19 protein-coding genes and 3 pseudogenes are annotated in these 22,984 nt (G+C 37.0%); 11 read left to right on the forward strand and 11 right to left on the reverse strand.

Annotated elements, in window-relative coordinates:
* Positions 1–10: 10 nt before the first annotated feature.
* Genes KHA97_RS16220 through KHA97_RS16235 form a run of 4 tightly spaced genes read right to left on the reverse strand, consistent with a single transcriptional unit; the run spans position 11 to position 3,465 of the window.
* Positions 11–1,273 carry an ABC transporter permease subunit gene (locus KHA97_RS16220; protein WP_213125838.1) on the reverse strand — a complete coding sequence of 421 codons (1,263 nt, stop codon included), beginning with the start codon at positions 1,271–1,273 and terminating at the stop codon, positions 11–13.
* 3 nt (positions 1,274–1,276) lie between these two features.
* Entirely contained in the window at positions 1,277–2,152 is an 876-nt protein-coding gene (locus KHA97_RS16225) for an ATP-binding cassette domain-containing protein (RefSeq protein ID WP_213125839.1), read from the reverse strand.
* A 1-nt stretch (position 2,153) separates the two neighbouring features.
* The gene (locus tag KHA97_RS16230; protein WP_213125840.1) at positions 2,154–2,915 is read right to left on the reverse strand and encodes a hypothetical protein; all 762 of its coding nucleotides are present in this window, start codon (positions 2,913–2,915) and stop codon (positions 2,154–2,156) included.
* A complete protein-coding gene (locus tag KHA97_RS16235) occupies positions 2,908–3,465 on the reverse strand; it encodes an RNA polymerase sigma factor (RefSeq protein ID WP_233713596.1) in 558 nt (185 codons plus the stop codon). The genes KHA97_RS16230 and KHA97_RS16235 overlap by 8 nt, the downstream gene beginning before the upstream one ends.
* Before the next feature lie 190 nt (positions 3,466–3,655).
* On the opposite strand from KHA97_RS16235, the pseudogene tnpB reads away from it, so the two are divergent.
* Together tnpB and KHA97_RS16245 are read left to right on the forward strand one after the other, a co-directional pair.
* Positions 3,656–4,813: pseudogene (tnpB, locus tag KHA97_RS16240) on the forward strand (IS200/IS605 family element RNA-guided endonuclease TnpB).
* A 249-nt stretch (positions 4,814–5,062) separates the two neighbouring features.
* Complete coding sequence (locus KHA97_RS16245; RefSeq protein WP_213125841.1) at positions 5,063–5,689, forward strand: hypothetical protein; 627 nt, start codon at positions 5,063–5,065, stop codon at positions 5,687–5,689.
* A gap of 37 nt (positions 5,690–5,726) precedes the next feature.
* Here the strand turns inward: KHA97_RS16245 and KHA97_RS16250 are convergent, their stop codons facing one another.
* The gene (locus tag KHA97_RS16250) at positions 5,727–6,272 is read right to left on the reverse strand and encodes a short-chain dehydrogenase (RefSeq protein WP_213125842.1); all 546 of its coding nucleotides are present in this window, start codon (positions 6,270–6,272) and stop codon (positions 5,727–5,729) included.
* A gap of 328 nt (positions 6,273–6,600) precedes the next feature.
* Here KHA97_RS16250 and KHA97_RS16255 point away from each other — a divergent pair, with 328 nt between their 5' ends.
* Complete coding sequence (locus KHA97_RS16255) at positions 6,601–7,056, forward strand: GNAT family N-acetyltransferase (protein WP_213125843.1); 456 nt, start codon at positions 6,601–6,603, stop codon at positions 7,054–7,056.
* A 79-nt stretch (positions 7,057–7,135) separates the two neighbouring features.
* On the opposite strand, the gene KHA97_RS16260 is transcribed toward KHA97_RS16255, so the two are convergent.
* The 3 genes and pseudogenes from KHA97_RS16260 to KHA97_RS16270 form a co-directional block, all read right to left on the reverse strand.
* Positions 7,136–7,861 (reverse strand): TerC family protein, encoded by a 726-nt coding sequence (locus KHA97_RS16260; protein WP_213125844.1) that lies wholly within the window; start codon positions 7,859–7,861, stop codon positions 7,136–7,138.
* A gap of 158 nt (positions 7,862–8,019) precedes the next feature.
* Positions 8,020–9,045: pseudogene (locus KHA97_RS16265) on the reverse strand (DUF2332 domain-containing protein).
* A complete protein-coding gene (locus KHA97_RS16270) occupies positions 9,023–9,295 on the reverse strand; it encodes a hypothetical protein (protein WP_213125845.1) in 273 nt (90 codons plus the stop codon). The pseudogene KHA97_RS16265 and the gene KHA97_RS16270 overlap by 23 nt, the downstream one beginning before the upstream one ends.
* A 70-nt stretch (positions 9,296–9,365) precedes the next feature.
* On the opposite strand from KHA97_RS16270, the gene KHA97_RS16275 reads away from it, so the two are divergent.
* From KHA97_RS16275 to KHA97_RS16290, 5 genes and pseudogenes are all read left to right on the forward strand, one after another.
* Positions 9,366–9,770 carry a VOC family protein gene (locus KHA97_RS16275; RefSeq protein WP_213125846.1) on the forward strand — a complete coding sequence of 135 codons (405 nt, stop codon included), beginning with the start codon at positions 9,366–9,368 and terminating at the stop codon, positions 9,768–9,770.
* The gene (locus KHA97_RS16280; RefSeq protein WP_213125847.1) at positions 9,767–10,249 is read left to right on the forward strand and encodes a tetratricopeptide repeat protein; all 483 of its coding nucleotides are present in this window, start codon (positions 9,767–9,769) and stop codon (positions 10,247–10,249) included. The genes KHA97_RS16275 and KHA97_RS16280 overlap by 4 nt, the downstream gene beginning before the upstream one ends.
* Before the next feature lie 145 nt (positions 10,250–10,394).
* A pseudogene (locus KHA97_RS24720) lies at positions 10,395–10,466 on the forward strand (VOC family protein); the annotation flags it as partial.
* Positions 10,467–11,030: 564 nt separating this feature from the next.
* Positions 11,031–11,786: an SDR family NAD(P)-dependent oxidoreductase gene (locus KHA97_RS16285; RefSeq protein ID WP_213125848.1), complete on the forward strand. Its 756-nt coding sequence runs from the start codon at positions 11,031–11,033 to the stop codon at positions 11,784–11,786.
* 76 nt (positions 11,787–11,862) lie between these two features.
* Positions 11,863–12,600 (forward strand): SDR family NAD(P)-dependent oxidoreductase, encoded by a 738-nt coding sequence (locus KHA97_RS16290; protein ID WP_213125849.1) that lies wholly within the window; start codon positions 11,863–11,865, stop codon positions 12,598–12,600.
* 110 nt (positions 12,601–12,710) lie between these two features.
* Here the strand turns inward: KHA97_RS16290 and KHA97_RS16295 are convergent, their stop codons facing one another.
* The gene (locus KHA97_RS16295) at positions 12,711–13,499 is read right to left on the reverse strand and encodes an HAD family hydrolase (protein ID WP_213125850.1); all 789 of its coding nucleotides are present in this window, start codon (positions 13,497–13,499) and stop codon (positions 12,711–12,713) included.
* 15 nt (positions 13,500–13,514) lie between these two features.
* Positions 13,515–14,534, reverse strand: a complete 1,020-nt coding sequence (locus KHA97_RS16300) for a S66 family peptidase (RefSeq protein ID WP_213125851.1) — start codon at positions 14,532–14,534, stop codon at positions 13,515–13,517.
* A gap of 146 nt (positions 14,535–14,680) precedes the next feature.
* On the opposite strand from KHA97_RS16300, the gene KHA97_RS16305 reads away from it, so the two are divergent.
* Together KHA97_RS16305 and glmS are read left to right on the forward strand one after the other, a co-directional pair.
* Positions 14,681–15,937, forward strand: a complete 1,257-nt coding sequence (locus KHA97_RS16305; RefSeq protein WP_213125852.1) for a cytochrome P450 — start codon at positions 14,681–14,683, stop codon at positions 15,935–15,937.
* Between the two features lie 411 nt (positions 15,938–16,348).
* Complete coding sequence (gene glmS / locus KHA97_RS16310) at positions 16,349–18,151, forward strand: glutamine--fructose-6-phosphate transaminase (isomerizing) (RefSeq protein WP_213125853.1); 1,803 nt, start codon at positions 16,349–16,351, stop codon at positions 18,149–18,151.
* Between the two features lie 177 nt (positions 18,152–18,328).
* On the opposite strand, the gene KHA97_RS16315 is transcribed toward glmS, so the two are convergent.
* On the reverse strand, positions 18,329–21,448 hold the full coding sequence (locus KHA97_RS16315; protein ID WP_213125854.1) for an efflux RND transporter permease subunit: 3,120 nt from the start codon (positions 21,446–21,448) through the stop codon (positions 18,329–18,331).
* Positions 21,449–21,653: 205 nt separating this feature from the next.
* On the opposite strand from KHA97_RS16315, the gene KHA97_RS16320 reads away from it, so the two are divergent.
* Positions 21,654–22,949 carry a VTT domain-containing protein gene (locus tag KHA97_RS16320; RefSeq protein ID WP_213125855.1) on the forward strand — a complete coding sequence of 432 codons (1,296 nt, stop codon included), beginning with the start codon at positions 21,654–21,656 and terminating at the stop codon, positions 22,947–22,949.
* Positions 22,950–22,984 lie beyond the last annotated feature (35 nt).

Genomic DNA, 22,984 nt, shown 5'->3' on the forward strand with positions numbered 1-22,984 from the left:
TTATTTCTCCTTACGAGATATCTAGTTTCGCGAATTTTTTCAATGATACGTAACAACAAATGGCGAAGATCGCTGTCCAAGCTAGGATAGTACCTACTTCATAATACTTGAACATCATCAGCCCACTTGCCCCCATCCACCACTGGTGCGGATTTAAAACGAGGTTGGATAAATTAAATCCAACGAATAACTTTAACTTTAAAGAGCCTGGTATAAAGGCCGGTAAAATAAACAAGGCAATAAAAATAACGGCAAATAATATAAACGTAAAATAGCTGTTTTTCAGCATAGCGGATAGGCTAAAAGTAAAAATGGAAAATAAAAACATACAAACATATGAAACGATAATGGCTAAAAGCAAATAGGTCAAAAAGGAGAAATCCCACCAAGATATGTACGGGAAATTGTAATCCCAATTAAACCCGCTGCTAATCGCCGTTTTCCATAAATAAGAATAATCAAACACGATAAAAAAGGCAGCTAGCATAACAATCAGTAAAAACGTAGTAATGATGGAAGTTGTCATTAACGATGCCTTTAATTTATCGAGCATTAATTTTCTTCCTCTACGTGTTGTATAAGTAACCAGCTGGGTTCGATTTTCAAATTCAAAGTTCGTAATTAAGGCAGTTGAAAGTACGATTAAAATCATTGCCTCAATCAAGATGGTTTTAAAGAAAGTGCGAAATAAAAGGCTATGCATAGCATATGGCTTCCCGGCAAAAAACCATTGATTGTATTCCTTATTCTGTTTCAATTCCTCAAAACGGTTAGCAAATTTATCGTATTCATTCCTGAGTGTTTCAGCAGCAGCACCACTCAGTCGATAACCGTGTATTTCCTTTTCGCCAATTTTTTTAATATTAAATTCCGCATAAGTAGAATCAAGAGATTTTGCCATCCCAACATACATTTCTTTTAAGTGCAGCTCGTAAAAAGATTGAAGTTCTTTTGATGTAAAATGTTCTTGATTCTCATAGTTTAATTGAGCAAAAAAGTCTGATGCATGCTCAAACGTTTGCCCTGATTTTTCTTCAGTAATGGAATTCAAATGGGATAATTCAGGCTGCAAGTCTTTTTCAAGTTTCATCAAGGATTCTTCCGTAATCTCTATGCCGTACTTTTTAGCAATTTGATTCACAACTCCCAATTCTTTTTTAAAATCAGAAGAATCATAGACTAAAAAGACATTCCAAACTGAAAACAAAAGCAATAGGCCAAGAATAATCGGTGAGGCAAGTGCTTTTTTACATTCCAATAAAATAATTCTCATGGCTTACACTTCCACCATCAAGTTATCGCGGTATTCATACAAAAAGACATCTTCCAAATGTGGAAGGACCGGAACCCAATCCTTGTCCATTTCTCTTTTATGAACAAAACGTACCAATACATTTCCACGTTCCTGTTTTTCGCCAATAAGAATATAATTTTTGCGGAAAGTTTCCAATTCATCGTTTGTGATGGACGTTTCATAGATGAATCCATCAAGCGTGTCGCAAATAGACTGGGCAGTGTCCTTAAAAAGAATCTCATGATTTTTTATCATAATCACTTGATTGGCGATCGATTCAATATCTGAAACGATATGTGTAGAAATGATAATTAGTCTATCCCGAGAGAGTCCGGTTAAGAGCTGACGGAATCGAGCTCTCTCTTTTGGGTCAAGCCCAGCTGTCGGCTCATCCAAAATCAATATTTTTGGGTCATTTAATAACGCCTGAGCGATGCCAACACGCTGGATCATCCCACCCGAAAACTTCCTCATTTTTTTATTGGCAACATCACTGAGCGCCACTTTTTCGAGCAGCTCATGAATGATAGGCAATGCCGTTTTTTTATCAATTCCTTTTAGAGCGGCAAGATACAATAAATACTGCTTCGGCGAATAATGTTTATAAAAGCCGAAGTTTTGCGGTAAGTATCCTAGGATATCACGGTAATCCTCGTCAAGATCGACAATATTTGTCCCGTTATAAAGGAGTTCACCTTTTGATGGAGAAATGAGTGTAACGAGCATTTTAATTAACGTCGTTTTCCCGGCACCATTTGGAGCGAGAAGCCCATAAATACCTTTATCAAATTCAAGATTGATTTGTTTTAAAGCAGTAAAATCTCCATATTGTTTGCTAACATCTTTTACGACCAACATACTAAAAAACTCCCTCCGCTGGTTTTAATCGGACCAGCTTGCTTAAGTAAAGAACATACAGAATAATACTGCCAGCAAGGACGATTCCGTAGATAAAAATCGGGATGGTCATCAGAAAATGAATGTATGCTTGATTGTTTACAAGACTCAGCACGATATTAATCCCAATCCAACCTCCTCCAACCTGAAGGGCAGTAAATCCTGAACGACCTTTCATGAATACCACTAGAAATATAATCGAAAACAAGAATAGGGCAGTCGTCGAGATCATAAAAGTTCTAAAAAACTGCAAAGTATCGTAAAAAGAAACAAGAGAAATAATGCTAATTGTGTTCACGATAATGGAAATGATGCTGAAATTAAACATGCGAAAGGCAGCGACTTGATACAGGTTATACTTTGCAACCATCTCCACTTCAAAGGTCGCACTATGCTTCTTATGGAAAAGGTCATAAAGTGATAAGGCCATAAAAAGGAGAGGTGAAATCAAAAAGACAAACCCATATACATCTGTTTCATTTACATTGGATGGCTCAGTAATTGTCAAAAATAAAAAAAACAGGACAGCCATGGCCGATAAGGTTATTAAGATCCCATCCCTTGGGTTCGTAAATAAATAACGAAATCCGATTTCTTTGTATAGATTTAGCAAAAAAGAAGGGAAGGATTCTTTTCGTTTCACTCCAGCTCTGACAATCGTTCTAATTTCTTTTTGAATAATCTCATCATCAGGCATTGGGATATGGAATTTTTCTTTATTCATGCTGATGCACCTGCATTTCCTTTTTAATAAGTTTGATTGCTGCATAATACCTTGTTTTGACGGTGGATAGCGGAGCTTGTACCATTTCAGCGATTTCCTGTAGCGTATACTCCCCAAATAGTTTTAGACGGACAATTTGCTGTGAACTTGTCTCCAATCGGTTGATAATCCTAGTAATTTTTTCAACATCTTCTTTGTATTCAAAGGAGACTGTCATATCCTCTGGACCTTCAAAGTCATGACCTTCTAGCGACTCCGTAAGCTTCCAATATTGATAGTTTTTCGAGCGAAAATAATCCACCAATCGATTGGATGCGATTTTGTAAAGCCAAGTCCGAAAAGAAGCTTTTTTGTCATCGAATTGTCCGATTGACTTCAGTATGCTTATAAAAATTTCCTGAGTTAGATCAAGTGAAAGGTCGGAATCAATCGTCTGCTTGTACACAAAGGCATACATTTCTCGATAGTATTTAGAAATCAACTCATTAGCGGCCTCTTGGCTGCCATTTTTCTTTATTTTCTTAATCCAGCGCTGCTCTTGTTTCATCATCTCACTGCCTTCTAACCATATATTCGTAAGCAGAGGAAAAAAAGTTTTAATAAAATCAAATAAATTTTATAAATGGCTCGAGAACACTCGTGACTTTAGTCATGAGATGAATCGAACCACTTTTTTGTTTCTTATTACGCACATATGTTCTATAATAATAGTAACACTTTTCTAAAGGAGGTATATCGTTTTGAAACAGCATAAAGCCTATAAATTTCGCATTTACCCTAATCAAGAACAAACCAGTTTAATCAACAAAACAATTGGATGTGCTCGCTTTATCTTTAATCACTTTTTAGGTAAGCAGAAAAACAAAGAGACTTATTGGTATGTCGTTGAAGAAATGGTTCAAAACGGTCAACTCCCTCGGAATAACTGGAAAGGTTCATTCTTCAATAAAAATGAATCCATTAAATCGGTTAAAGAACTTAAACAACATTATCCTTTTCTGAAAGAAGTGGATAGTATTGCTCTACAAAAATCTGTAGAAAACCTTCATGATTCTTACACAAGATATTACAAAAAACAAAATAAAGCTCCTCGTTTTAAAAGCAAAAAGAATCCTGTGCAATCTTATACAACGAAATATACGAACGGAAATATCGCGATTGATGGCAATAGAGTTAAGTTGCCTAAATTAGGTTGGGTTCTATTTGCCAAAAGTCGCGAAGTCCATGGTCGCATACTTAATGCCACCGTTAGACGCAATCCCTCTGGTAAATATTTTGTATCCATTGTGGCAGAAGTAGATATTCAATCACTTCCTAAGACCAATCAGGAAGTTGGTATCGACTTAGGATTAAAAGATTTTGCGATTTGTTCCAATGGCACAGTGTACGAAAATCCGAAATTTTTACGAAAGATGCAGCATAAGCTACTCAGAGCACAACGGACATTGTCCAGAAGAACAATCGGTTCTTCTAATTGGCATAAGCAACGCATAAAATTAGCTCGTATTCACGAACGCATTGTCAATGCCAGAAAAGATTACTTGCAAAAAATATCTACAGATATTGTCAAAAACCACGACTTAATCTGCATAGAAGATTTGCAAGTATCCAATATGTTGAAAAATCATACATTAGCCAAAGGGATTAGTGAAGCGTCCTGGGCAGAATTCCGCACAATGTTGGAATACAAGTGTAAATGGTATGGGAAACAACTGCAAACAGTTGCGAAAAACTTTCCTAGTAGTCAGTTGTGTTCTCATTGTGGATAACAAAACAAAGAAGTTAAGAATTTACATTTGCGTGAGTGGACTTGTCCATCTTGTCTTATGCAACACGATAGAGACCGAAACGCAAGTTATAATCTACTTGCCGAAGGCAAAAGACTATTGTTAGCCTAATAAATGCTAAACCGTAGGAACTATGGGGATAGCCTACTTATCTTGCTCCAAAAGGAGTAACGGCGTAGGAATCCTTCGACTTTAGTCGAGGGAGGTTCAACTTACTCACGAGTAAATGAAAAAGTTTCTTACGTTAAACGCTAAATATCGAAATGCATCTTGTAAATTTCGGGATAAATGTTAATATTTCAATAGTAAATAAATTGGAAAAAATTTCATAAAGGAAAGTCTGTTAAAAGGGGATGGAATATGAAGGATATTAAAGAGAATTCAATCAAAATCCTAGTGGTACTGCTAATTATTTCTTTATTTTACAATTTAAAGTTATTAAAAGATATAAGGGAATTTAAAAAAGAAGTTAACTTTCAATACGAAACGAAATTACATAATATAAATACGGAATTATATGCCGTATTAAAAACGATGAATACATCCATTTCAAATAATAAGATATACATAGGAGAAAATGGAATTGTTAAAGACTATTATGAAAGAGATCTTAGGCAAGTAGCTAGAACTTTTCAAGATTTGTCAAATCTTCATAATTCGCCAAATTCTAAAGCAGAGTTCAAAAAGATTAATATTTTGCCATTGGGAAATATATTGAATTCTTACTCTGAATTTTTGGATTTATTATATAAGAAAAATCAAAATGCATCGGAACAGTATATTGATTTAGTTCCAAATGATTTGGAGGGAATCTCCATCATAAAAGAAACAATGTCGGATCTTATAAATATTATTAATAGTGATGAAGGAAAGAAAGATAGCTTGATTAATATATTGCAGGAATTCACGAATTACTCCAAATCAAAGGAATTTGAAGAAAAACGATTAAAAATCGAGGAATTAAATAAAGCATTGACTCAAGGTTAAAAAAAGCAAAAGTGCCGACTTATGGCACTTTTGCTTTTTAAGGTCTCTTGTCCCAAGGTTCTACCGTTCCAATCATATGGACAGGTCGGTCCTGTGTAATGGCTTTTATGACGCCAGCTGAAATTTCCTGATGGGTAAGCCAGCGAGAGCGGTTATATTCAATGATAAACCCAAGCTGAACTTGTCGATAGAGGCACGAATTAGGAACATTTACTTGATTAATAACTTCTTGTAAATTCGTACTGCTTCCTAGAATGTGAAACAGTCGCCAAGGCTGTTCATATAGTTTATTTTCTTCAGCGATAATCGGAAGTACATGCTCAGCCCCGGAGTGAATCCAAACTACTACAATATCAAAAGGACCGTTCTTTTTGATTAATTGCTGTATTTGAGCTCTAAACGAATCTTCATCTCGATAATTGACCAAAGCTGGAGTTATCGCTGCTGAACGGTTTACCCGTTTAATAAGTTCATCCATCCGAGCTTCGTTCCGAGCAACAACAGATACATTATATCCATCGGAAAGAAACAAAGAGACGTCAGCTAACATTCCAGTCCCGCCTACGACGAGAGCATGCTTCAAATCGATCACCTCTCGCGAATAAAGCCTATTAATTTTTGGCTACTAATAACAGATAGGGCAATTAATAAAGGAACCATTACAAATATAAAAATTAGATTGATGGAGGAATCAATTCCTATACCAATTGTGTTAACAGAAAGCTGAATCATTTTGAAATATATATAAAAGAACACAACACTTAGGAAAATTTTCACCAAAGGCATGGTCTCACCTACGTTTTCTATGTATTAACTATAGTGTGGCAGAAAAGTCTGCAAACTTCAATCTAGCTTTTTCGTCAGTAAAGGTATTATCATAGTTTAAAACATGCTTGAAAGAAGATGGGAATATGGAAGTAAGCATTACAAAAGATTACGAACTAATCGCCAAACTAAATAAATCAGTCCATGATCTTCATGTCGAGTTGTACCCTAATTATTTCAAAGAATATGATTTTAATAAGGTTAGGAGCTTCTTTGAAGGTATCATCCAAAAGGACAATCAGTTGTTTTTGCTTTTAAAAAGCGAGGATGAAGCTTTGGGGTATGCATGGGTTGAAATAAGAAAGTACCCAGAAAATGTCTTTAAAAAAGGATATAAATCGGTATATGTTCATCAACTAAATGTTTTAAGAACTAACCAAGGGCTTGGCTCCGTGTTAATGGATAAAATCTATGAAATAGCTAAAGAGCAAAAGATAAAATTGGTAGAGCTTGATTATTGGGCTAATAATCAGGCAGCTGAGAGATTTTATCAAAAGCAGGGCTTCACAAAATATCGGGAGATTTTGTATAAGGAGTTGTAAGAAGGGATAAAAAACAAAGAATTATCCCTTTTAGTTCTTTAATTCGTTTCCTGCTGCAGTGAGAAACATAGTCATCAATTTATTTTTTTTCTTTGGATAAGAACCATCCACCAATAGCAATTAGAAGCATAACCGCCCAAAAGATTGTGTTCCATATGGGACCTTCAACAAATTCATGTGAAATGATGTGTAAAGCTTGATGCGCTAGAGTATGCATTAATAACTTAACTCCAACCCAGCCAACAATTAACATCGCTGCAGTTTCCAAACTAGGGCGTTTCGTCAATATCCTTACGAAGTATCCGGCTGCGAATCGAATGACGATTAACCCTGCAATCGCACCTAATATAATGACGATAAACTTTGCGCCATCCATACCACCTATTTGAAACATAGGTGTATCAGGTAATGCAATAACTAGAGCCACTGCTGCTAATATAGAATCAATCGCAAAAGCTATGTCTGCCAATGCAATTTGGGTAACAGTCAAGGCATAACTTTTCCCACGCATCTCTTTATTTTTGTTTCTTTTAAGTAAATGTTTTAAAGCGATGAAAATTAAGTAAGCAGCTCCAATAGCCTGAACCTGCCATACGTGAAAAAGGAATGAAATAATAAAAATGGCACCAATCCTAAATATAAAAGCCAGTAACAAACCAATATTTATTGCTTTTTTTTGCTGATTTTCTGGTAAATGCTTGGCCATAATAGCTAGAACTAGAGCATTATCAGCAGATAATAACCCCTCCAGAAAAATTAAAACAATTAAAACCCAGCCGTATTCTAGTAATAAAGAAATTTCCATATGTCACCCGAATCATTTTTAGTATAGGAAATTGTGGTTATAGCATTTTCCACTTTTCAACAAGTTTGAATCTATCTTTTTTTATATCCCAGATATAATACCCTTGTAACTACTACCTTATTCAGCGTTCTTTTCTTGTGTTGGTGATCGTTTTTTACTTATGATATCCCCCACTCAAACCATCTCCCATGCCCATCCGTTTCCCCAATAATATGACACTCTTCAATACCGTTAGCGTAGTAATCGAGATGAAGTTTGCGATCCCACATATTGTTGTAAAGATGAAATACATCCCTTTTAGCTCCAATTGTTTTAATAATTTCAAGCAGCTCTAGCTTTAATGCTTCAGGCATTTGATTCGCCACATGTGTATGGAAGATGCAAAGGGCGCTATCTTCAGGAGCTAGCCTGGCAACTTCGGGTAATAACGAAACTCCGTCTCCTTCAATTAAATCAACTGGATTTTCCATAAAAAGTTGAGCAGCTTTTTCAAAAAGTTCCACTCGATCCTTGTGTTCAGGCCAAGTGAGTGACTTGAGCCAAAGTGCATTTTCCGGGTCTGTAATATCACACAAGTGCAGATCTAACCCGACTCTTGAGGCAACAGGAGGAATATCTTCTATGTAGGCAGGGAATTGTCGACCACGAATTTCCGAAGTGATTTGTACTTTTGATGTCTTATTACCATAGAGATGACCGTTTCAATAGGAATAACTATACCGATCCCATAACAGCTGCAGCCCCGCACTCGTTCCTATTTCTATTAAGCATAAAGGCTTTTTCACTTTGTCATACATATAGCAAAAGCTTGGAAATAGGTATGCACTGCGCCGTACTTCATTTGTCTGGACTCGTTTTGTTTGCAGAAGCTCAATGATTTCATTTCTATAAAGCAAGCAGAAATCTTTAAACTGAGGAAAAATATTGTCTAAGTTGCGTGGCTTTTCTACGATACTAGGATAATATTCTTTCAAAGGATGCTTGATACCCGATTGTAAAAGGTAATGGACAGCTCCTAAAAATAAGTTAGGAACTGGTTGTCCTTCTAGCGCATGAGAACTAAGCTCAAGCAAGTCTTGGTCTTCGGAGATGTTTAATGATAAATATTCATATAACGGGCTTGAACCTTTGCACTCCCGTTCTGCAAATGCTTTAAATCGATTAGATAGTTGTGTGATCTCCATTTTTGCCTCCTTTATATTTTTTTAAAAAGAAAATTAGAATCCCGCAGATGAGGGCAATTCCCATAAAGGTGAATACGAAAAAGAGAGGGTCGACTACATACCCAAACGCTACCTTAGAATCCAATCCGACGGAGTTTTTTATATTAGGTGTATAATTTTTAGTGAGAAAATAGCCATATAGAATAGATCCACCAAAATATATTAAGTGAAGTGCTAAGGATGCAAGTATTGCTTGAATCAAAATTTTCATATGTACATACCTTTCGAAATGATATATATCTAGTATAATACCTTCATTATGAAAAAACAGGTGATAAAGGATGATTCATCATATTGAGTTATATGTTTCCGACTTGAAAAAGTCCATCGATTATTGGGGATGGCTCCTTGAAGAGTTGGGATATAAAATTTATCAAAAATGGGATAAGGGTCAGAGCTGGAAGCAGGGGGAAACGTATATCGTTTTCGTTCAGACAGAGGAGCGGTTTTTAGATATTCCATATCATCGCTGTCGTGTCGGGCTAAACCATCTAGCATTTCATGCGCGATCCCGTCAGCATGTCGATGAAATGACGGCCAAGCTGAAAGAGAGAAACGTTAATATCCTCTATAAAGATAAACATCCTTTTGCAGGAGGGCCAGATTATTACGCTGTGTTTTTTGAAGATCCAGATCGGATAAAAGTAGAACTTGTAGCTCCAGAAAGTGGTGGCGAGAACAAATGAAACAGTTAGAAAAAGCGATTGAGCTTAGAAATAATGGAAAGCTTGAGGAAGCGAATAAACTTCTTGTTCGTCTTGCGGTACAGTTTCCAAATGACGCAGGGGTTCAATATCATTGTGCCTGGAGTTTCGATGTTTTAGGCAAGGAATCCGAGGCAGTACCTTATTATGAATTGGCCATAAAATTAGGGCTAAATGATTCGGATGCAAAAGGCGCATACCTAGGCTTGGGAAGTACATATAGAACACTTGGAGAATACAAGAAGGCAAGAAAAGTGTTGGAAGAGGGAATTGAGTGCTACCCAGACTATCTTGCTCTAAGAGTTTTTCATGCCATGACACTTTATAATGAAAAAGAGTATGAAAAAGCGATGGAGATTTTATTATTAACACTTGCACAAACAAGTTCCGATGAATCTATAAAAACGTATAAAAGAGCAATCGAATTTTACGCAAAAAACTTAAACGAAATCTGGAAATAACTAAGGTTGTCGATTTTACTTAATCGACAACGAATTGTTTTTAGTCCAATATAAACCCCAGAATCCGTGACTGCTGTTGTTCTTAGATTCCCATGAGCGAACAAGTTCGGATTGGCATTGCCCATTGCGAAGCCTTCCCCTACTTGCAGGTGGTCCAGATTATTATGCTGTGTTTTTTGAAGATCCAGATCGGATAAAAGTAGAGCTTATAGCTCCAGAAAGTGGTGGCGAGCAAATGAAACAGTTAGAAGAAGCATTGAGCTTAGAAATAGTGGAAAGCTTGAGGAAACGAATAAACTTCTTGTTCGTCTTGCTGAAAAGTTCCCGGATGATGCGGTAGATCCCCCAATATCAGTTCTTAAATTGACTAGGCTGTAGATATTAAATGCGTGCTGCATTACAGGATGCAGACCAGATCTTATTGATCGCCACCTACCATATCTTAATCAATCTTATATTACGACTGGGCACAATTCTATAATAAGAATTGTGCTCTTTCTTTTGTATAGGCCAGATAATTGAATACCAAGCATCTTTAAAGAAGTATTCATATTAAAATATAGAAGAAATTGTGTTTGAAGAATTGTACTTGAACAATTGAATGAAGAATAGCTGAATATGAAATTGCAATAAAATAGTATTAGATTTTATTAAACAGGGAAAGGTAAAGAGAAAGCATTTTCTTTGATAATTTTCAATAGTGGGTTTATAATTATCTCAAATTAATATATCTTTAATTAGAGATATTTTAATTCAAATGAAATATTGGAGGTTATACAACATGGAAAGATTATCAGGAAAAGTTGCAGTAATTACAGGTGGTGCAGGCGGCATCGGTAAAGTAACGGCAGAAAGATTTCTAAAAGAAGGCGCTAAAGTCGTTTTAGTAGATTTGTTTGAAGAATCACTTCATAAAGCTAAAGAAGAACTAGACTCTTTTGGTGAGGTACTTACAGTTCAAGCGGACGTTTCAAAAGAATCCGATGTAGAAAGTTATGTTAAAAAAGCAATTGAACATTTTGGTAAAATCGATGTTTTCTTTAATAATGCAGGAATCGAAGGAAAAGTAGCTCCTCTTGTGGATCAAAAAATGGAGGACTTCGATAAGGTAATTAGTGTCAATGTACGTGGAGTATTTTTAGGCTTGAAATATGTTCTACCAGTCATGACTAAACAAGGTTATGGTAGTGTGATCAACACTTCGTCCGTAGCAGGATTAGACGGTAGTCCTGGTGTATCACCTTATATCGCTTCGAAACATGCAGTAGTCGGATTGACAAAAGCATCAGCAATTGAAGTAGCAAATGCTAATGTACGCGTCAATTCAATTCATCCATCGCCTGTTAATACAAGAATGATGCGTTCTTTAGAAGAAGGATTGAATGTAGAACAAGAAACATTAGCACAAAGTATTCCTTTAGGACGTTATGGTGAATCAAGTGATATTGCTAATTTAGTTTTATTCCTTGCTTCCGATGAAAGTGCATTTATCACAGGAGTTCAGTATAGAGTTGACGGTGGTATGGGAGCGTTATAAGGTATCTAACAGCATATATCATGTGTAACAAATGAGGATCTTTTATTAGCCATTTAATGAGAGAGGATGGATTGACATGAGTAAATTGCAAAATAAAGTAGCGGTCATTACAGGCGGGGCATCGGGCATCGGTGCTGCAACAGCAAAATTATTTGTTAAAGAAGGCGCAAGAGTAGTGCTTGTGGACTTAAACGAAGAAAAAGGGAAAGCCTTTGAAACAGAATTAAAGGCACAAAATGCAGAAGCGCTTTTTGTAAAAGCAAACATTACAATTGAAGAAGATGTACAAAATGTTTTCAAAGAGGCAGTGGATGCTTTTGGAAAAGTAGATATAGTATTTAATAATGCAGGGATTGGACGTGTAACACCAACAGAGGAGCTATCCTATGATGAATGGCGCAACACGGTGAATGTAGACTTAGATGGTGTATTTTTAGTAGCTCGTGAAGCCATTCGTGAAATGCTAAAATCAGGTGGTGGAACTATTGTCAATACAGCTTCTATGTATGGTTGGGTAGGTTCACCTGGGTCGGCAGCATACAATGCAGCAAAAGGTGGAGTTCTCAACTTAACACGCTCACTTGCGTTAGAATATGCAACTAAAAATATTCGTGTAAACTCTTTAGCACCAGGCTTTATTGATACACCAATTATTCCTGAAGAAAGTAAAAAGCAGCTTGCTTCTATAACACCAATGCAACGTCTTGGTAAAGCAGAGGAAATGGCAAAAGCAGTATTATTCATGGCTTCGGACGATTCATCCTTTATGACAGGCAATACATTAACAGTTGACGGTGGATATACGGCACAATAAGAAAATAACAATTTTAAACGTTGCATTTCTATTTAAAGCGTATTTTGATCAAACATTTTCAAAAGACGCTTTTTTTTTGTTTGTTATCAACTTAGGTTGTCGATTTTACTTTAATCGACAACCCCAATTGATTTTAGTCCATTATAAACTCCCGAATCCGTGACTGCAGTTGTTTTCCGGTTTCCATACGCGAACAAATCTGGATTTGCATTGCCCATTGCGAAGCCTTTCCCTACAGCAGACAACATTTCCTTATCGTTCATACCATCACCAAACGCGATCGCCGCTTCTTTTTCTATATTCATTACATGCAATGTTTTCTTTACGGCTTCACCCTTATTAACTGTATCTCGGATGACATCATAGCAATGCCTCAAACCGTCGACATTTACTTGGGAAAAATGGTAACTCGAATCAATCTCGTATAACTCAACTTCCTCCGGCTTTAAATTGATTAACGTTGCACCTAATATTTGATCAGCGACATCTGTTGTGAACAGTTCATTATATTTTGTTTGGAATTTATCAATGAAAAGGTCCACATGTGGTGAATCCATTGAAGTGAAGTAATTTTTCTCACTTGTATATAGGACGATTTCATGGCCATGCTTTTTAGCAATCGCAACGAAATCTAGCACAATTTCACGGCTCATCGGTTCATCTACGATTGTTTCACCTTGGTATTTTGCAAGTGCACCGTTATATCCAATGAAGGAATCAACATTCAACTCCTCCGCAAGATCAGCAATTTCATGGAGCGGTCTTCCTGTAGCAAGAAAAACTTGAATCCCTTTTGACTGCGCCTGTAAAATTGCCTGTTTAGTGGTTTCTTCATATGTGTGATCTAGTTTTAAAATAGTTCCATCTATGTCTAAAAATAATGCTTTATAGTCTGCCATTCGATTCTCCTTCAACTATTTTAATTCCATTTTAACAGATGCATGCCCATTTTCGACTTTAACCTCTGCTTTAGCACCATTGACAAGGGTAATTTGCGGTGGAACATGACCTATATCGGCATCATAAGCGATTGGCAACCCAGTCATTTGAGAGAGACGTTCCATTGCATCCCATGTTGTAAAACCTTCAACTTTTTTCCCAGCCGGAGTTCTGCCAAAGATAATTCCACTCGATTGTTCGAACCAACCTGTATAGTGCAGCTGCAACACGGAACGATAAAAATCAGTGGCACTCATTTCGCAGTTTTCAAAATACCAAAGGATTTTATCATCGGGTACATATTTTTCCCGAAAAGCTTTTATATCTGCATATGGTGTCCCAACTAAATTTTGCAGCGTGTCGATACATCCTCCTAGGAGCCTGCCATCTATTTGAAGTGGCTTTCCATCTAGAGTTTTCCAGCTTGTCGGCGTATCTAATTCAAATACATAAGGATTAGGCTCTTTATCATGATTCCATTTAGATTGATACTTTTCAGAAGAAGTTTGGAAGATTGTACTGCCTTCAGATCCCATGAGTACATCCATAAACTTCTTGGTCGTATCATCCCATTCATTACTCCGTAAATCAATTAAGTTCGTACCATGGGCAGTAGCAATCCCAGTCATAACCGTAATTGAAAATAAAAGAGTACTAGTATCAGAGTATCCTAATATCCATTTTGGCTGAATCCGATCCCATTGCAAAATTGGGAGAATTTCCATCAAAATTTCCCCGCCCCAAGGAGGGATAATCGTATCGATATTAGAGTTTTGCAGCATCGAATTCAATTCCGCTGCACGGATGATTGCTTCAGCTGATGCTGCTTTTTCGTTCGTCCATGGTGTTTTTCCAACTTCGACTTGAAAGCCACGTTTTTTAAATTGTTCAATGCCGCCAGTCAAGATCGAGTGCAGTTCTTTAGGTACACCAGAAGAGGGAGCGGTGATGCCAATTGTACCTCCAGCTTTTAACGGTTTTGGATAACGAATCATCGAAATCTCTCCTCTCATAATTGAGACTATTTTAGAGCAATAGGAGGCTAAAATAAAGTGTTCAAGCGAAAAACGTTTTCCTTTGAGTAATTAGGGAAGAACTTACAAATAATAAAGTCATAATCTTGTAAATGGAGATGGAGCATATGTCGAATGTTAATCCAATGCCCAAAGAAGAAGGTTTAGATCATACGCTAAGCTTAGCGAGAGAAGGATATTTATATATCCCGAATAGACGCCATAGTTTTAATTCCAATATTTTTGAAACACGTTTGCTTGGCAAAAAGGCCATTTGCATGGGCGGGAAAGAAGCCGCGGAGCTATTTTATGACGAAGAAAAATTTATGAGACAAGGAGCGGCGCCGAATCGGGTGTTGCAAACATTGTTCGGAGCGAAAGGTGTTCAAACTTTGGACGGGGCGGATCATAAGCATCGAAAGGAAATGTTTATGGCTCTTATGTCACAGGAAGGAATTAAGGATTTAATTAATTTAACGAGAAATGAGTGGGAGTCTGCAATAGCGAAATGGGAAGACATGGACGAAGTCGTATTATACGAGGAAGTTCAGGAAATATTATGTCGAGCTGCATGCGGGTGGGCTGGTGTACCCATTCAGGAAGATGAAATACAAGCTCGAACTAAAGAGTTTGGTTCTTTATTTGAGTCGGTTGCAGCGATTGGGCCGAACCATTGGCTAGGAAGAGCAGCGCGGAATAACATTGAAAGATGGATTAGTGGGCTGGTTGAAGAAGTTCGCAATAACAAGTTAAACCCTCCAGAAAATACAGCCCTGCATCAATTTTCTTGGCACCGCGATGCCACAGGCAATCTGTTAGATGCTGAGGTTGTGGCGGTGGAAGTCGTTAATATTATCCGCCCAATCGTAGCCATTGCCATTTTCATTAATTTCACGGCACTCGCCATTCACCAATATCCTGAGGAAAAGGTGAAGCTTCAATCGAGTGATCAAAAATATACCGAAATGTTTGTCCAAGAAATACGCCGTTTTTATCCTTTCTTTCCCCTTGTGGCTGCACGGGTAAAAAAAGACTTTATATGGAATGGATATAAGTTTGATGTCGGCACGTTAACGTTGCTTGATCTATATGGAACGAATCACGACCCAACGATTTGGGATAATCCGGATTTGTTTAATCCAGAACGTTTTTCCGAATGGGATGGTGGACGATATTCCTTTATTCCACAAGGTGGCGGCGAATATCATTCGGGACATCGTTGCCCAGGTGAGTGGATCACTGTGGAAGTGATGAAAGCTGTCGTCGATCAATTAATAAATCAAATGGAATTTGAAGTTCCTGAGCAAGATTTAAGTTTTAGTTTGGTAAATATGCCAAGTATTCCAGCAAGTAAGTTTGTGATTAATCATGTGAAAAAGAAGTAATTTCTAGCAGACACTCGGGATGTCTGCTTTCTTATATTTGGGAAGAACTACTCTCAACTAACATAATATTTTCATATATTATTATTGACCAGGAAAAAATATTTATAGTATGATATTACTGTTTCGTTTTTTTAGTCAAGGATAGAAAGGAGCATCGTAAGTTAGTATTATGAAGCGCCAGAACTAATCTGTTCGAAGAAATTTTAGATTAGTTGACGAGGTGGAGGTTTATCGAACATTCGGCGGATGCCTCCCGGCTGTAACACACAGTCGAACTTTCTTTCTCAAATCACTGAGGTGACTCGGTGGACAAAAGAAAGAGAATGTGCACATACAGAAAAATAAAACAGAGATAAGGGGGCAAGTATGCCCCCCGTGCTTGCTTGCCTCCTTATATAGGAGGAAAAACTTATGTGCGGCATTACAGGTTATATTGGAAATCAAGATTCGAAAGAAATTTTATTAAAAGGCTTGGAAAAGCTTGAATATAGAGGGTATGATTCCGCAGGGATTGCATTAAGCAACGATAGCGGCGTCCATATTTTTAAAGAAAAAGGTCGCATTGCAGATTTAAGAAGTGCCGTAGACGGAGAATTATTTGCGCAGGCTGGAATCGGACATACCCGCTGGGCAACGCATGGAGTGCCAAGTCGTTCCAATGCGCACCCACATCAAAGCACTTCAGCTCGTTTTACTTTAGTCCATAACGGAGTCATTGAAAACTATACATTATTGCAGCAGAAATACTTACAAGATGTTTCATTTCAAAGTGACACGGATTCTGAAGTGATTGTTCAATTGGTTGAAAAGTTTGTGGGAGAAGGAATTGACGCAGAAGAAGCGATCCGCAAAACGTTGGCGTTATTAGAAGGATCCTATGCAATCGCGATTATCGATACAGAAAACACAGATACAATTTTCGTTGCGAAAAATAAGAGTCCTCTACTTGTTGGTGTCGGAGACGGATTCAATGTTGTAGCGAGTGACGCGATGGCGATGATTCAAGTAACGGATACGTATATCGAATTGATGGATCAAGAAATGGTCGTATTGCAAAAGGATGAAGTGACGATTAAAAACCTTGCTGGTGAGGTCGTTAATCGAGATTCGTATAAAGCGGAAATTGATGCGAGTGACATTGAAAAAGGAACATATCCTCACTATATGTTAAAAGAAATTGATGAACAGCCCCTTGTAATGAGAAAAATCATTCAGGCTTACCAGAATGAAAAAGGGGAATTGGAAATCGCGGAAGACATTTTAAATGTAGTGAAGGAATGTGACCGCATCTATATTGTTGCGTGCGGAACGAGCTACCATGCAGGTCTTGTTGGAAAACAATTCATTGAAAGCATGGCGAAAATTCCAGTTGAAGTTCATGTCGCAAGTGAATTTAGCTACAATATGCCACTTTTATCTGAAAAACCGCTATTCATTTTTATTTCTCAGAGTGGTGAAACAGCGGATAGTCGAGCGGTTTTAGTGCAAGTGAAAGAAAAGGGCTATAAAGCTTTAACTATCACCAATGTCCCAGGTTCAACGCTATCACGGGAAGCAGACTTCACAATGCTTCTTCATGCTGGACCAGAAATTGCTGTTGCTTCAACGAAAGCCTACACTGCACAAATTGCCGTATTAGCCATTCTTGCAAATGTAACGGCCAAATCTCGTGGGCTAAATCTCGGATTTGAGCTAATTCATGAACTTGGAATCATCGCAAATGCAATGGAAACACTCTGCGATTCAAAAGAAGAATATGAAAAAATCGCAAGTGAATTCCTGCCATTTACACGCAACTGCTTCTTCATCGGCCGCTCAATAGACTACTTCGTATGTCTAGAAGGAGCCTTGAAACTAAAGGAAATATCCTATATCCAAGCAGAAGGCTTCGCAGGCGGCGAACTCAAACATGGAACTATCGCCTTAATTGAAGACGGAACACCTGTCATCGCCTTGGCAACCCAAGAAAACGTCAACTGGAGCATCCGCGGCAACGTAAAAGAGGTCGTCGCCCGCGGTGCCAACCCATGCATCATCTCAATGGCAGGGCTTGAAACAGACGAAGATCGTTTCGTCCTACCAGCTGTAAACGAATTACTAACACCTCTTATCTCTGTCATCCCACTCCAACTGATCGCTTATTATGCTTCCTTACATCGTGGCTGCGATGTCGATAAACCTAGGAATCTAGCGAAAAGTGTAACGGTGGAGTAGGGAGTATAAATATTAGAAACTTCTTCTTAGCTGTTATTAAATGCTACATGCCAGAAAATACTGGATTTGAAAGTAAATCTAGAAAGTAATTATTTTATTAAAAAATGGTTTGGACGTTTTTTGTCCAAACCATTTTTTGTGTAGTTAAATATTAACTTTTGGAACGGTGAAAGGATTTTAGTTAATAGTTTTTACATTAATTACAGTATTTGTTGATGATTTTTTATGCAACCATTCATAAATAATAGGGATAATAACAAAGCTGTTAATGGTTGATGTTACCATACCGCCGATTACCACAATACCAAGTGTTTGAGAAATAACAGTATCGGCATTATGCGAAAGTGCAAGTGGTAACAACGTAAGGACTGTTGCAGCTGCTGTCATTAATATTGGTCTTATCCTTGAAAGGCTACCATTTAATACAGCTTCCTTAACAGGCATTCCTTCTTTTCGGTTTCTTTCAATTTTATCAATTAAAACAATACCATTCGTAACCACGATACCTGTAAGCATTAGAACACCAATTAACGCTGCAAGATTCCATTCACCGTGGAAGAGAATTAATGTTATTACTACTCCACTTAAAGCAAGTGGAATGCTTATTAGTACAGCTAATGGTGCTTTCCATCCTTTGAAAATTGAAGAAGTGATGAGCAATACTAAAAGGATAGAAAAGGCAACGGCAACAGACATATCGAAAATCATTTCTTTTACTTGTTCAGAAATTCCACCTAATGAGTACGTTACATCTTTAGGAAGTTTCATGCTGCTTAGAGCATTTTCCGCTTGACTTGATACTTTACTAATATTATTTGATGTTATTTGAGCTGTCACAAGGGAGAATGGGTGACCATCTCTTTCGCTAATGGTTGAAGGCGATTGATCTTTAGTGATTTTAGCAATTTGGTCAAAACGAACTTCTTCCCCATTAGTTCCTATTAAAGTTTCAGCGGCAAGTGATGCTAAAACATCATTTACGGTGGCATTTAATGTAATAGTAGAATTTGTTCCTGTTGCAATTTGATCTAAATATTGGTCAACAGGAAGTGCTTTATGATCAACCGTAATCGTGGCATCTTTAGAAGATGACATGTAACGGTTGACAACGGTTAGGATGTCAGCAACTCTAACCCCTTTATCTTGAATTGCCTTTTGGTCAAATGTCACTTTATATTTAGGCGAACCATTTGTTAAATCCATTTTGCCATCTACACTCAGGTTCGTAATTTTTGATAGGTTTGTTCTAGCCTCTTCAGCTACTTGGTCCAATGTTGCTTGGTCTGATCCTGTAAACAGAATCCGCATTTGTGAATCATCTCCAGAAATATTCTGGCTTGTTACGGTATAAGTAACATCTTTAGATAACGACGGAAGCTGCTTTTGTAATTGATTTATAACAGAATCAGTATCCTTTTCGTTCTTCAAGACAACGGATAGGTTAGCAACATTTGGGTAGGTGATAAATCCTCCACCTTGGTCAAATACATCATCACTTTGTGGTGTCATCGTTGAACCAAAATTAGCTGAATACGCTTCGACTTTTTGATTTGCTTTCAGAGCTTTTTCAACTTTTTGCACTTCAGAGTCTACTTGAATTAATGTGCTTCCTTTTGGCAATTCCGCTTTTATGGCAATTTGACCAATTTTTCCATTAGGTAATAAACTTACTGGAAGAAAAGCAGAATAGATACCAGCACCTAAAAAGACTAAAATCGAAACGATTATCATTGCTTTTTTGTGTTTAAATGCAGATTGCAATACTGGTTTCATGGCTGAATCAAGTTTGACAGATTGTCTTTCACTGTTTCCGCCTTTCCATCCCATAAAAGCAAGAGCAGGAATGACAAGCATCGCAACAAAAAATGAAATGGTAAGTGCAATCACGACTGACCAAGCGAATCCGCTATATGATGCACTAATGACTCCTCCGACAAAAGCGATTGGAACATAAACTGCAATAGTTGTTAAGGTAGAACCTAATATTGCTGGAATCATTTCAGCAACAGATGATGCAAGAACGGAAAGTAAAGATTTGTCCTTTTCTTCTTCTCGTCTTCGGTACATGTTATCTAAGATTACTATAGAATCATCAACAATACGTCCCATAGCTACAATTAATCCAGAAACGGTTAATATGTTTAACGTGATACCCATTGATTTTAAGAAAGCCGTTGTTGCGAGTAAAGAAATTGGCAATGAAATTGCAATTAATAATGTGCTTCTTACATTTCTAAAAAAGAAAAACACACAGATCATCGAGAATAAACAGCCAAGTAAACCTTCTCGAAGTAAGCCAAAAAGAGAACTGTTTAATTCTTTTTCTCGGTCAAGTAATACCTGAAATTTAACATCTTTTGGATTTATCGTATCTAATTGTAGATGTGCCACTCGGTCTTTTACTTGTTCTGCCACATCTGTGATATTCGCTGATGGTGTTTTGATTACATTTAACGTTACACTAGGTGCACCGTTTGTTCTGGAAACTGTTTTTACGTCATTTAAGGAATGAGCAACAGTTCCAAATGCTGAAACAGGAATACTTTTTCCTTCTTTATTCTTAATTGTTGCATTTTCCATTTGCTTTACAGTTAACGGCAGTCCATCAAATGATACTGGAATGGATAATTGATTGTTTACAATATTCCCTTGTGGCATTGATGGGACGGCTAAAGCAAATGATTTATTCACATCATCCAATGTTAATCCGTTTTTTATTAGGTCTTTCATACGTATGGTTAATACATATCCATCTTTTGCTCCTCCAAAAACCGAAACATCCGCTACACCAGGTACTGATTTAATTTGTTTTTCAATATCCTGTGTTGCAGTGGAAAGAAGTGTTTGCTCATCCAATGTTGAGCTTGTTACACTGTAAGTTAAAATTGGGAATGAACTTGTTGTTAATCGTGTAACCGATGGTGAACTTGTAATGGTAGGCGGTAAATCTGCATTTGCCAATGCTTTGTTCACTTGATCTTCAGCTTGTTTCATATCTGTATCCATCGGAAAATACAAACTCATAAACAATCCACCATCATAAGAAGTGGTTTCAACATTTGATAAACCATCTACTGTCTTGACGGCACTTGCTAGATTTTCAGTCACTTGCTGCTTTACCTGAGCTGCTTGTAAACCAGGTGCTCTCATACTAACTGTTAGGGTAGTATTGTTAATCCCAGGCAAGTAATCTCTTTGCATCTGATAAGCAGAAATGCCTCCCCAAGCCAAAATGATGACAACACACACAATCATAAGAATAGCCCTTTGCATGGTTGCCTCCACTAATCTTTTCATTGTTACCCTCCTCAAAGTATTTCAAAAATGATACTTCCATATATTTGAGCAACCTGAGTATATAAAATGAACCTGTATGTTATCTGAATAAAACATTAATATTGCATTAAAATGAAAAATGAATACTTTAATCGTGCTACATTATAGAGAGACAAAAGGTGGAAGTAATTATTATCCTGCTCATAATAAAATTGGAGGCATATATATGTCCTATTTAATATCTTTATTTGAACAACACAGTTATCTAATTTTATTTATAGGTATTTTTCTGGAGCTTTTGGCTCTTCCAATTTCAGGAGAATTTTTAATGAGCTATGCAGGGTATTTTGTCTATCAAGGAAAAATGAATTATATTCTGGCTCTTCTTACAGTGTTTTTGTCAGCGGGTTTGGGTATTACAGTAACCTATTTGATTGGGAAGGCAGGAGGATATAAACTTATCGAAAAGTACGGGAGGTATATCCATCTTGGACCCGAAAGATATAAAAAAACAGCTGATTGGTTTGAACGGTCAGGCAGTAAATTATTAGTTATTGCTTATTTCATCCCTGGTGTAAGGCATTTCACGGGTTATGTTTCTGGAACTTCAAAAATTTCTTTTCGAAAATTTATCATACCTGCTTACACAGGTGCTTTTTTATGGGGAATTTGTTTTATTACCTTGGGAAAGGTGTTAGGGCCTAAATGGGAGGTTTTCCACCAAGCAGCAAGTAAATATTTCATTTTTTTTGTAATTGTCTTGGCTATTTTGTTTTTAGGATATATGGCTTACCGGTTTTATAAAAATCAAATCAAAGACTTTTTTATTCGTTTGATAAAAAGGTTGATGAATCGTTTAAAAACAATAAGAGCCGCCGAATTATTTCTTATTTTCCTCACTTTAGGTTTAATTGGAATAGTTATTTTGATGCTGGGACTAGCCCAAGACTATTTATATAATGAATTTACTCAGTTTAACGATGTTGCTATATACATGGTTAAATCAGTCGCCTATATGAACTGGATAAGAGGGTTTTTAGTATTTCTATCCCCAATTGCACTGGTTTCTGTTGTAGTAGCAACCATGATTCGCATTTGGATTAAAGGACGTAACAGGGGCTTGGAATATCTCCTGCTTGGAGTTTCGCTACTAGGAGCAAAACCTTTTCATGAGGTGGTCAAGAAGGCATTTTTATATCTGCAAACCTTTAGTTTCTTTAGAGAATTTCATTCTGCAAATTTTCCTGATAAAAATTCTATGATTATAATGATCGTGTACGGAACATGCTTGTTTTTACTCGTTCGACATACAGAAAAAAAGTATGTGCCTATATTCGCTCCTTTATTTGGTTTGATTTTATTAACAAGTCTGGCGTTTGTAAATATTGCATCTAACCATATCCTCCCTAGTGATATTGTTGGTGGATATGTATATGGCGGTGTTTGGATATTTTTTAATTTCTTGTTGTTTGAAATGTTGCGTCTCGCAATGGAAAAATTCAAAATTGAGTTGGATCAATAGATACTTTAAGTCTTTAAATTAGATTAGGAAGGATG

Origin of the sequence: Lederbergia citri (assembly GCF_018343625.1) — a bacterium.
In the GTDB taxonomy this organism is placed as follows: Bacteria; Bacillota; Bacilli; order Bacillales; family Bacillaceae_C; genus Lederbergia; species Lederbergia citri.

Coding starts and splice junctions, on each gene's coding strand:
- KHA97_RS16220 (WP_213125838.1), bottom strand. CDS start 1,273: ATGAGAATTATTTTATTGGAATGTAAAAAAGCACTTGCCTCACCGATT.
- KHA97_RS16225 (WP_213125839.1), bottom strand. CDS start 2,152: ATGTTGGTCGTAAAAGATGTTAGCAAACAATATGGAGATTTTACTGCT.
- KHA97_RS16230 (WP_213125840.1), bottom strand. CDS start 2,915: ATGAATAAAGAAAAATTCCATATCCCAATGCCTGATGATGAGATTATT.
- KHA97_RS16235 (WP_233713596.1), bottom strand. CDS start 3,465: ATGATGAAACAAGAGCAGCGCTGGATTAAGAAAATAAAGAAAAATGGC.
- KHA97_RS16245 (WP_213125841.1), top strand. CDS start 5,063: ATGAAGGATATTAAAGAGAATTCAATCAAAATCCTAGTGGTACTGCTA.
- KHA97_RS16255 (WP_213125843.1), top strand. CDS start 6,601: ATGGAAGTAAGCATTACAAAAGATTACGAACTAATCGCCAAACTAAAT.
- KHA97_RS16260 (WP_213125844.1), bottom strand. CDS start 7,861: ATGGAAATTTCTTTATTACTAGAATACGGCTGGGTTTTAATTGTTTTA.
- KHA97_RS16270 (WP_213125845.1), bottom strand. CDS start 9,295: ATGAAAATTTTGATTCAAGCAATACTTGCATCCTTAGCACTTCACTTA.
- KHA97_RS16275 (WP_213125846.1), top strand. CDS start 9,366: ATGATTCATCATATTGAGTTATATGTTTCCGACTTGAAAAAGTCCATC.
- KHA97_RS16280 (WP_213125847.1), top strand. CDS start 9,767: ATGAAACAGTTAGAAAAAGCGATTGAGCTTAGAAATAATGGAAAGCTT.
- KHA97_RS16285 (WP_213125848.1), top strand. CDS start 11,031: ATGGAAAGATTATCAGGAAAAGTTGCAGTAATTACAGGTGGTGCAGGC.
- KHA97_RS16290 (WP_213125849.1), top strand. CDS start 11,863: ATGAGTAAATTGCAAAATAAAGTAGCGGTCATTACAGGCGGGGCATCG.
- KHA97_RS16295 (WP_213125850.1), bottom strand. CDS start 13,499: ATGGCAGACTATAAAGCATTATTTTTAGACATAGATGGAACTATTTTA.
- KHA97_RS16300 (WP_213125851.1), bottom strand. CDS start 14,534: ATGATTCGTTATCCAAAACCGTTAAAAGCTGGAGGTACAATTGGCATC.
- KHA97_RS16305 (WP_213125852.1), top strand. CDS start 14,681: ATGTCGAATGTTAATCCAATGCCCAAAGAAGAAGGTTTAGATCATACG.
- glmS (WP_213125853.1), top strand. CDS start 16,349: ATGTGCGGCATTACAGGTTATATTGGAAATCAAGATTCGAAAGAAATT.
- KHA97_RS16315 (WP_213125854.1), bottom strand. CDS start 21,448: ATGAAAAGATTAGTGGAGGCAACCATGCAAAGGGCTATTCTTATGATT.
- KHA97_RS16320 (WP_213125855.1), top strand. CDS start 21,654: ATGTCCTATTTAATATCTTTATTTGAACAACACAGTTATCTAATTTTA.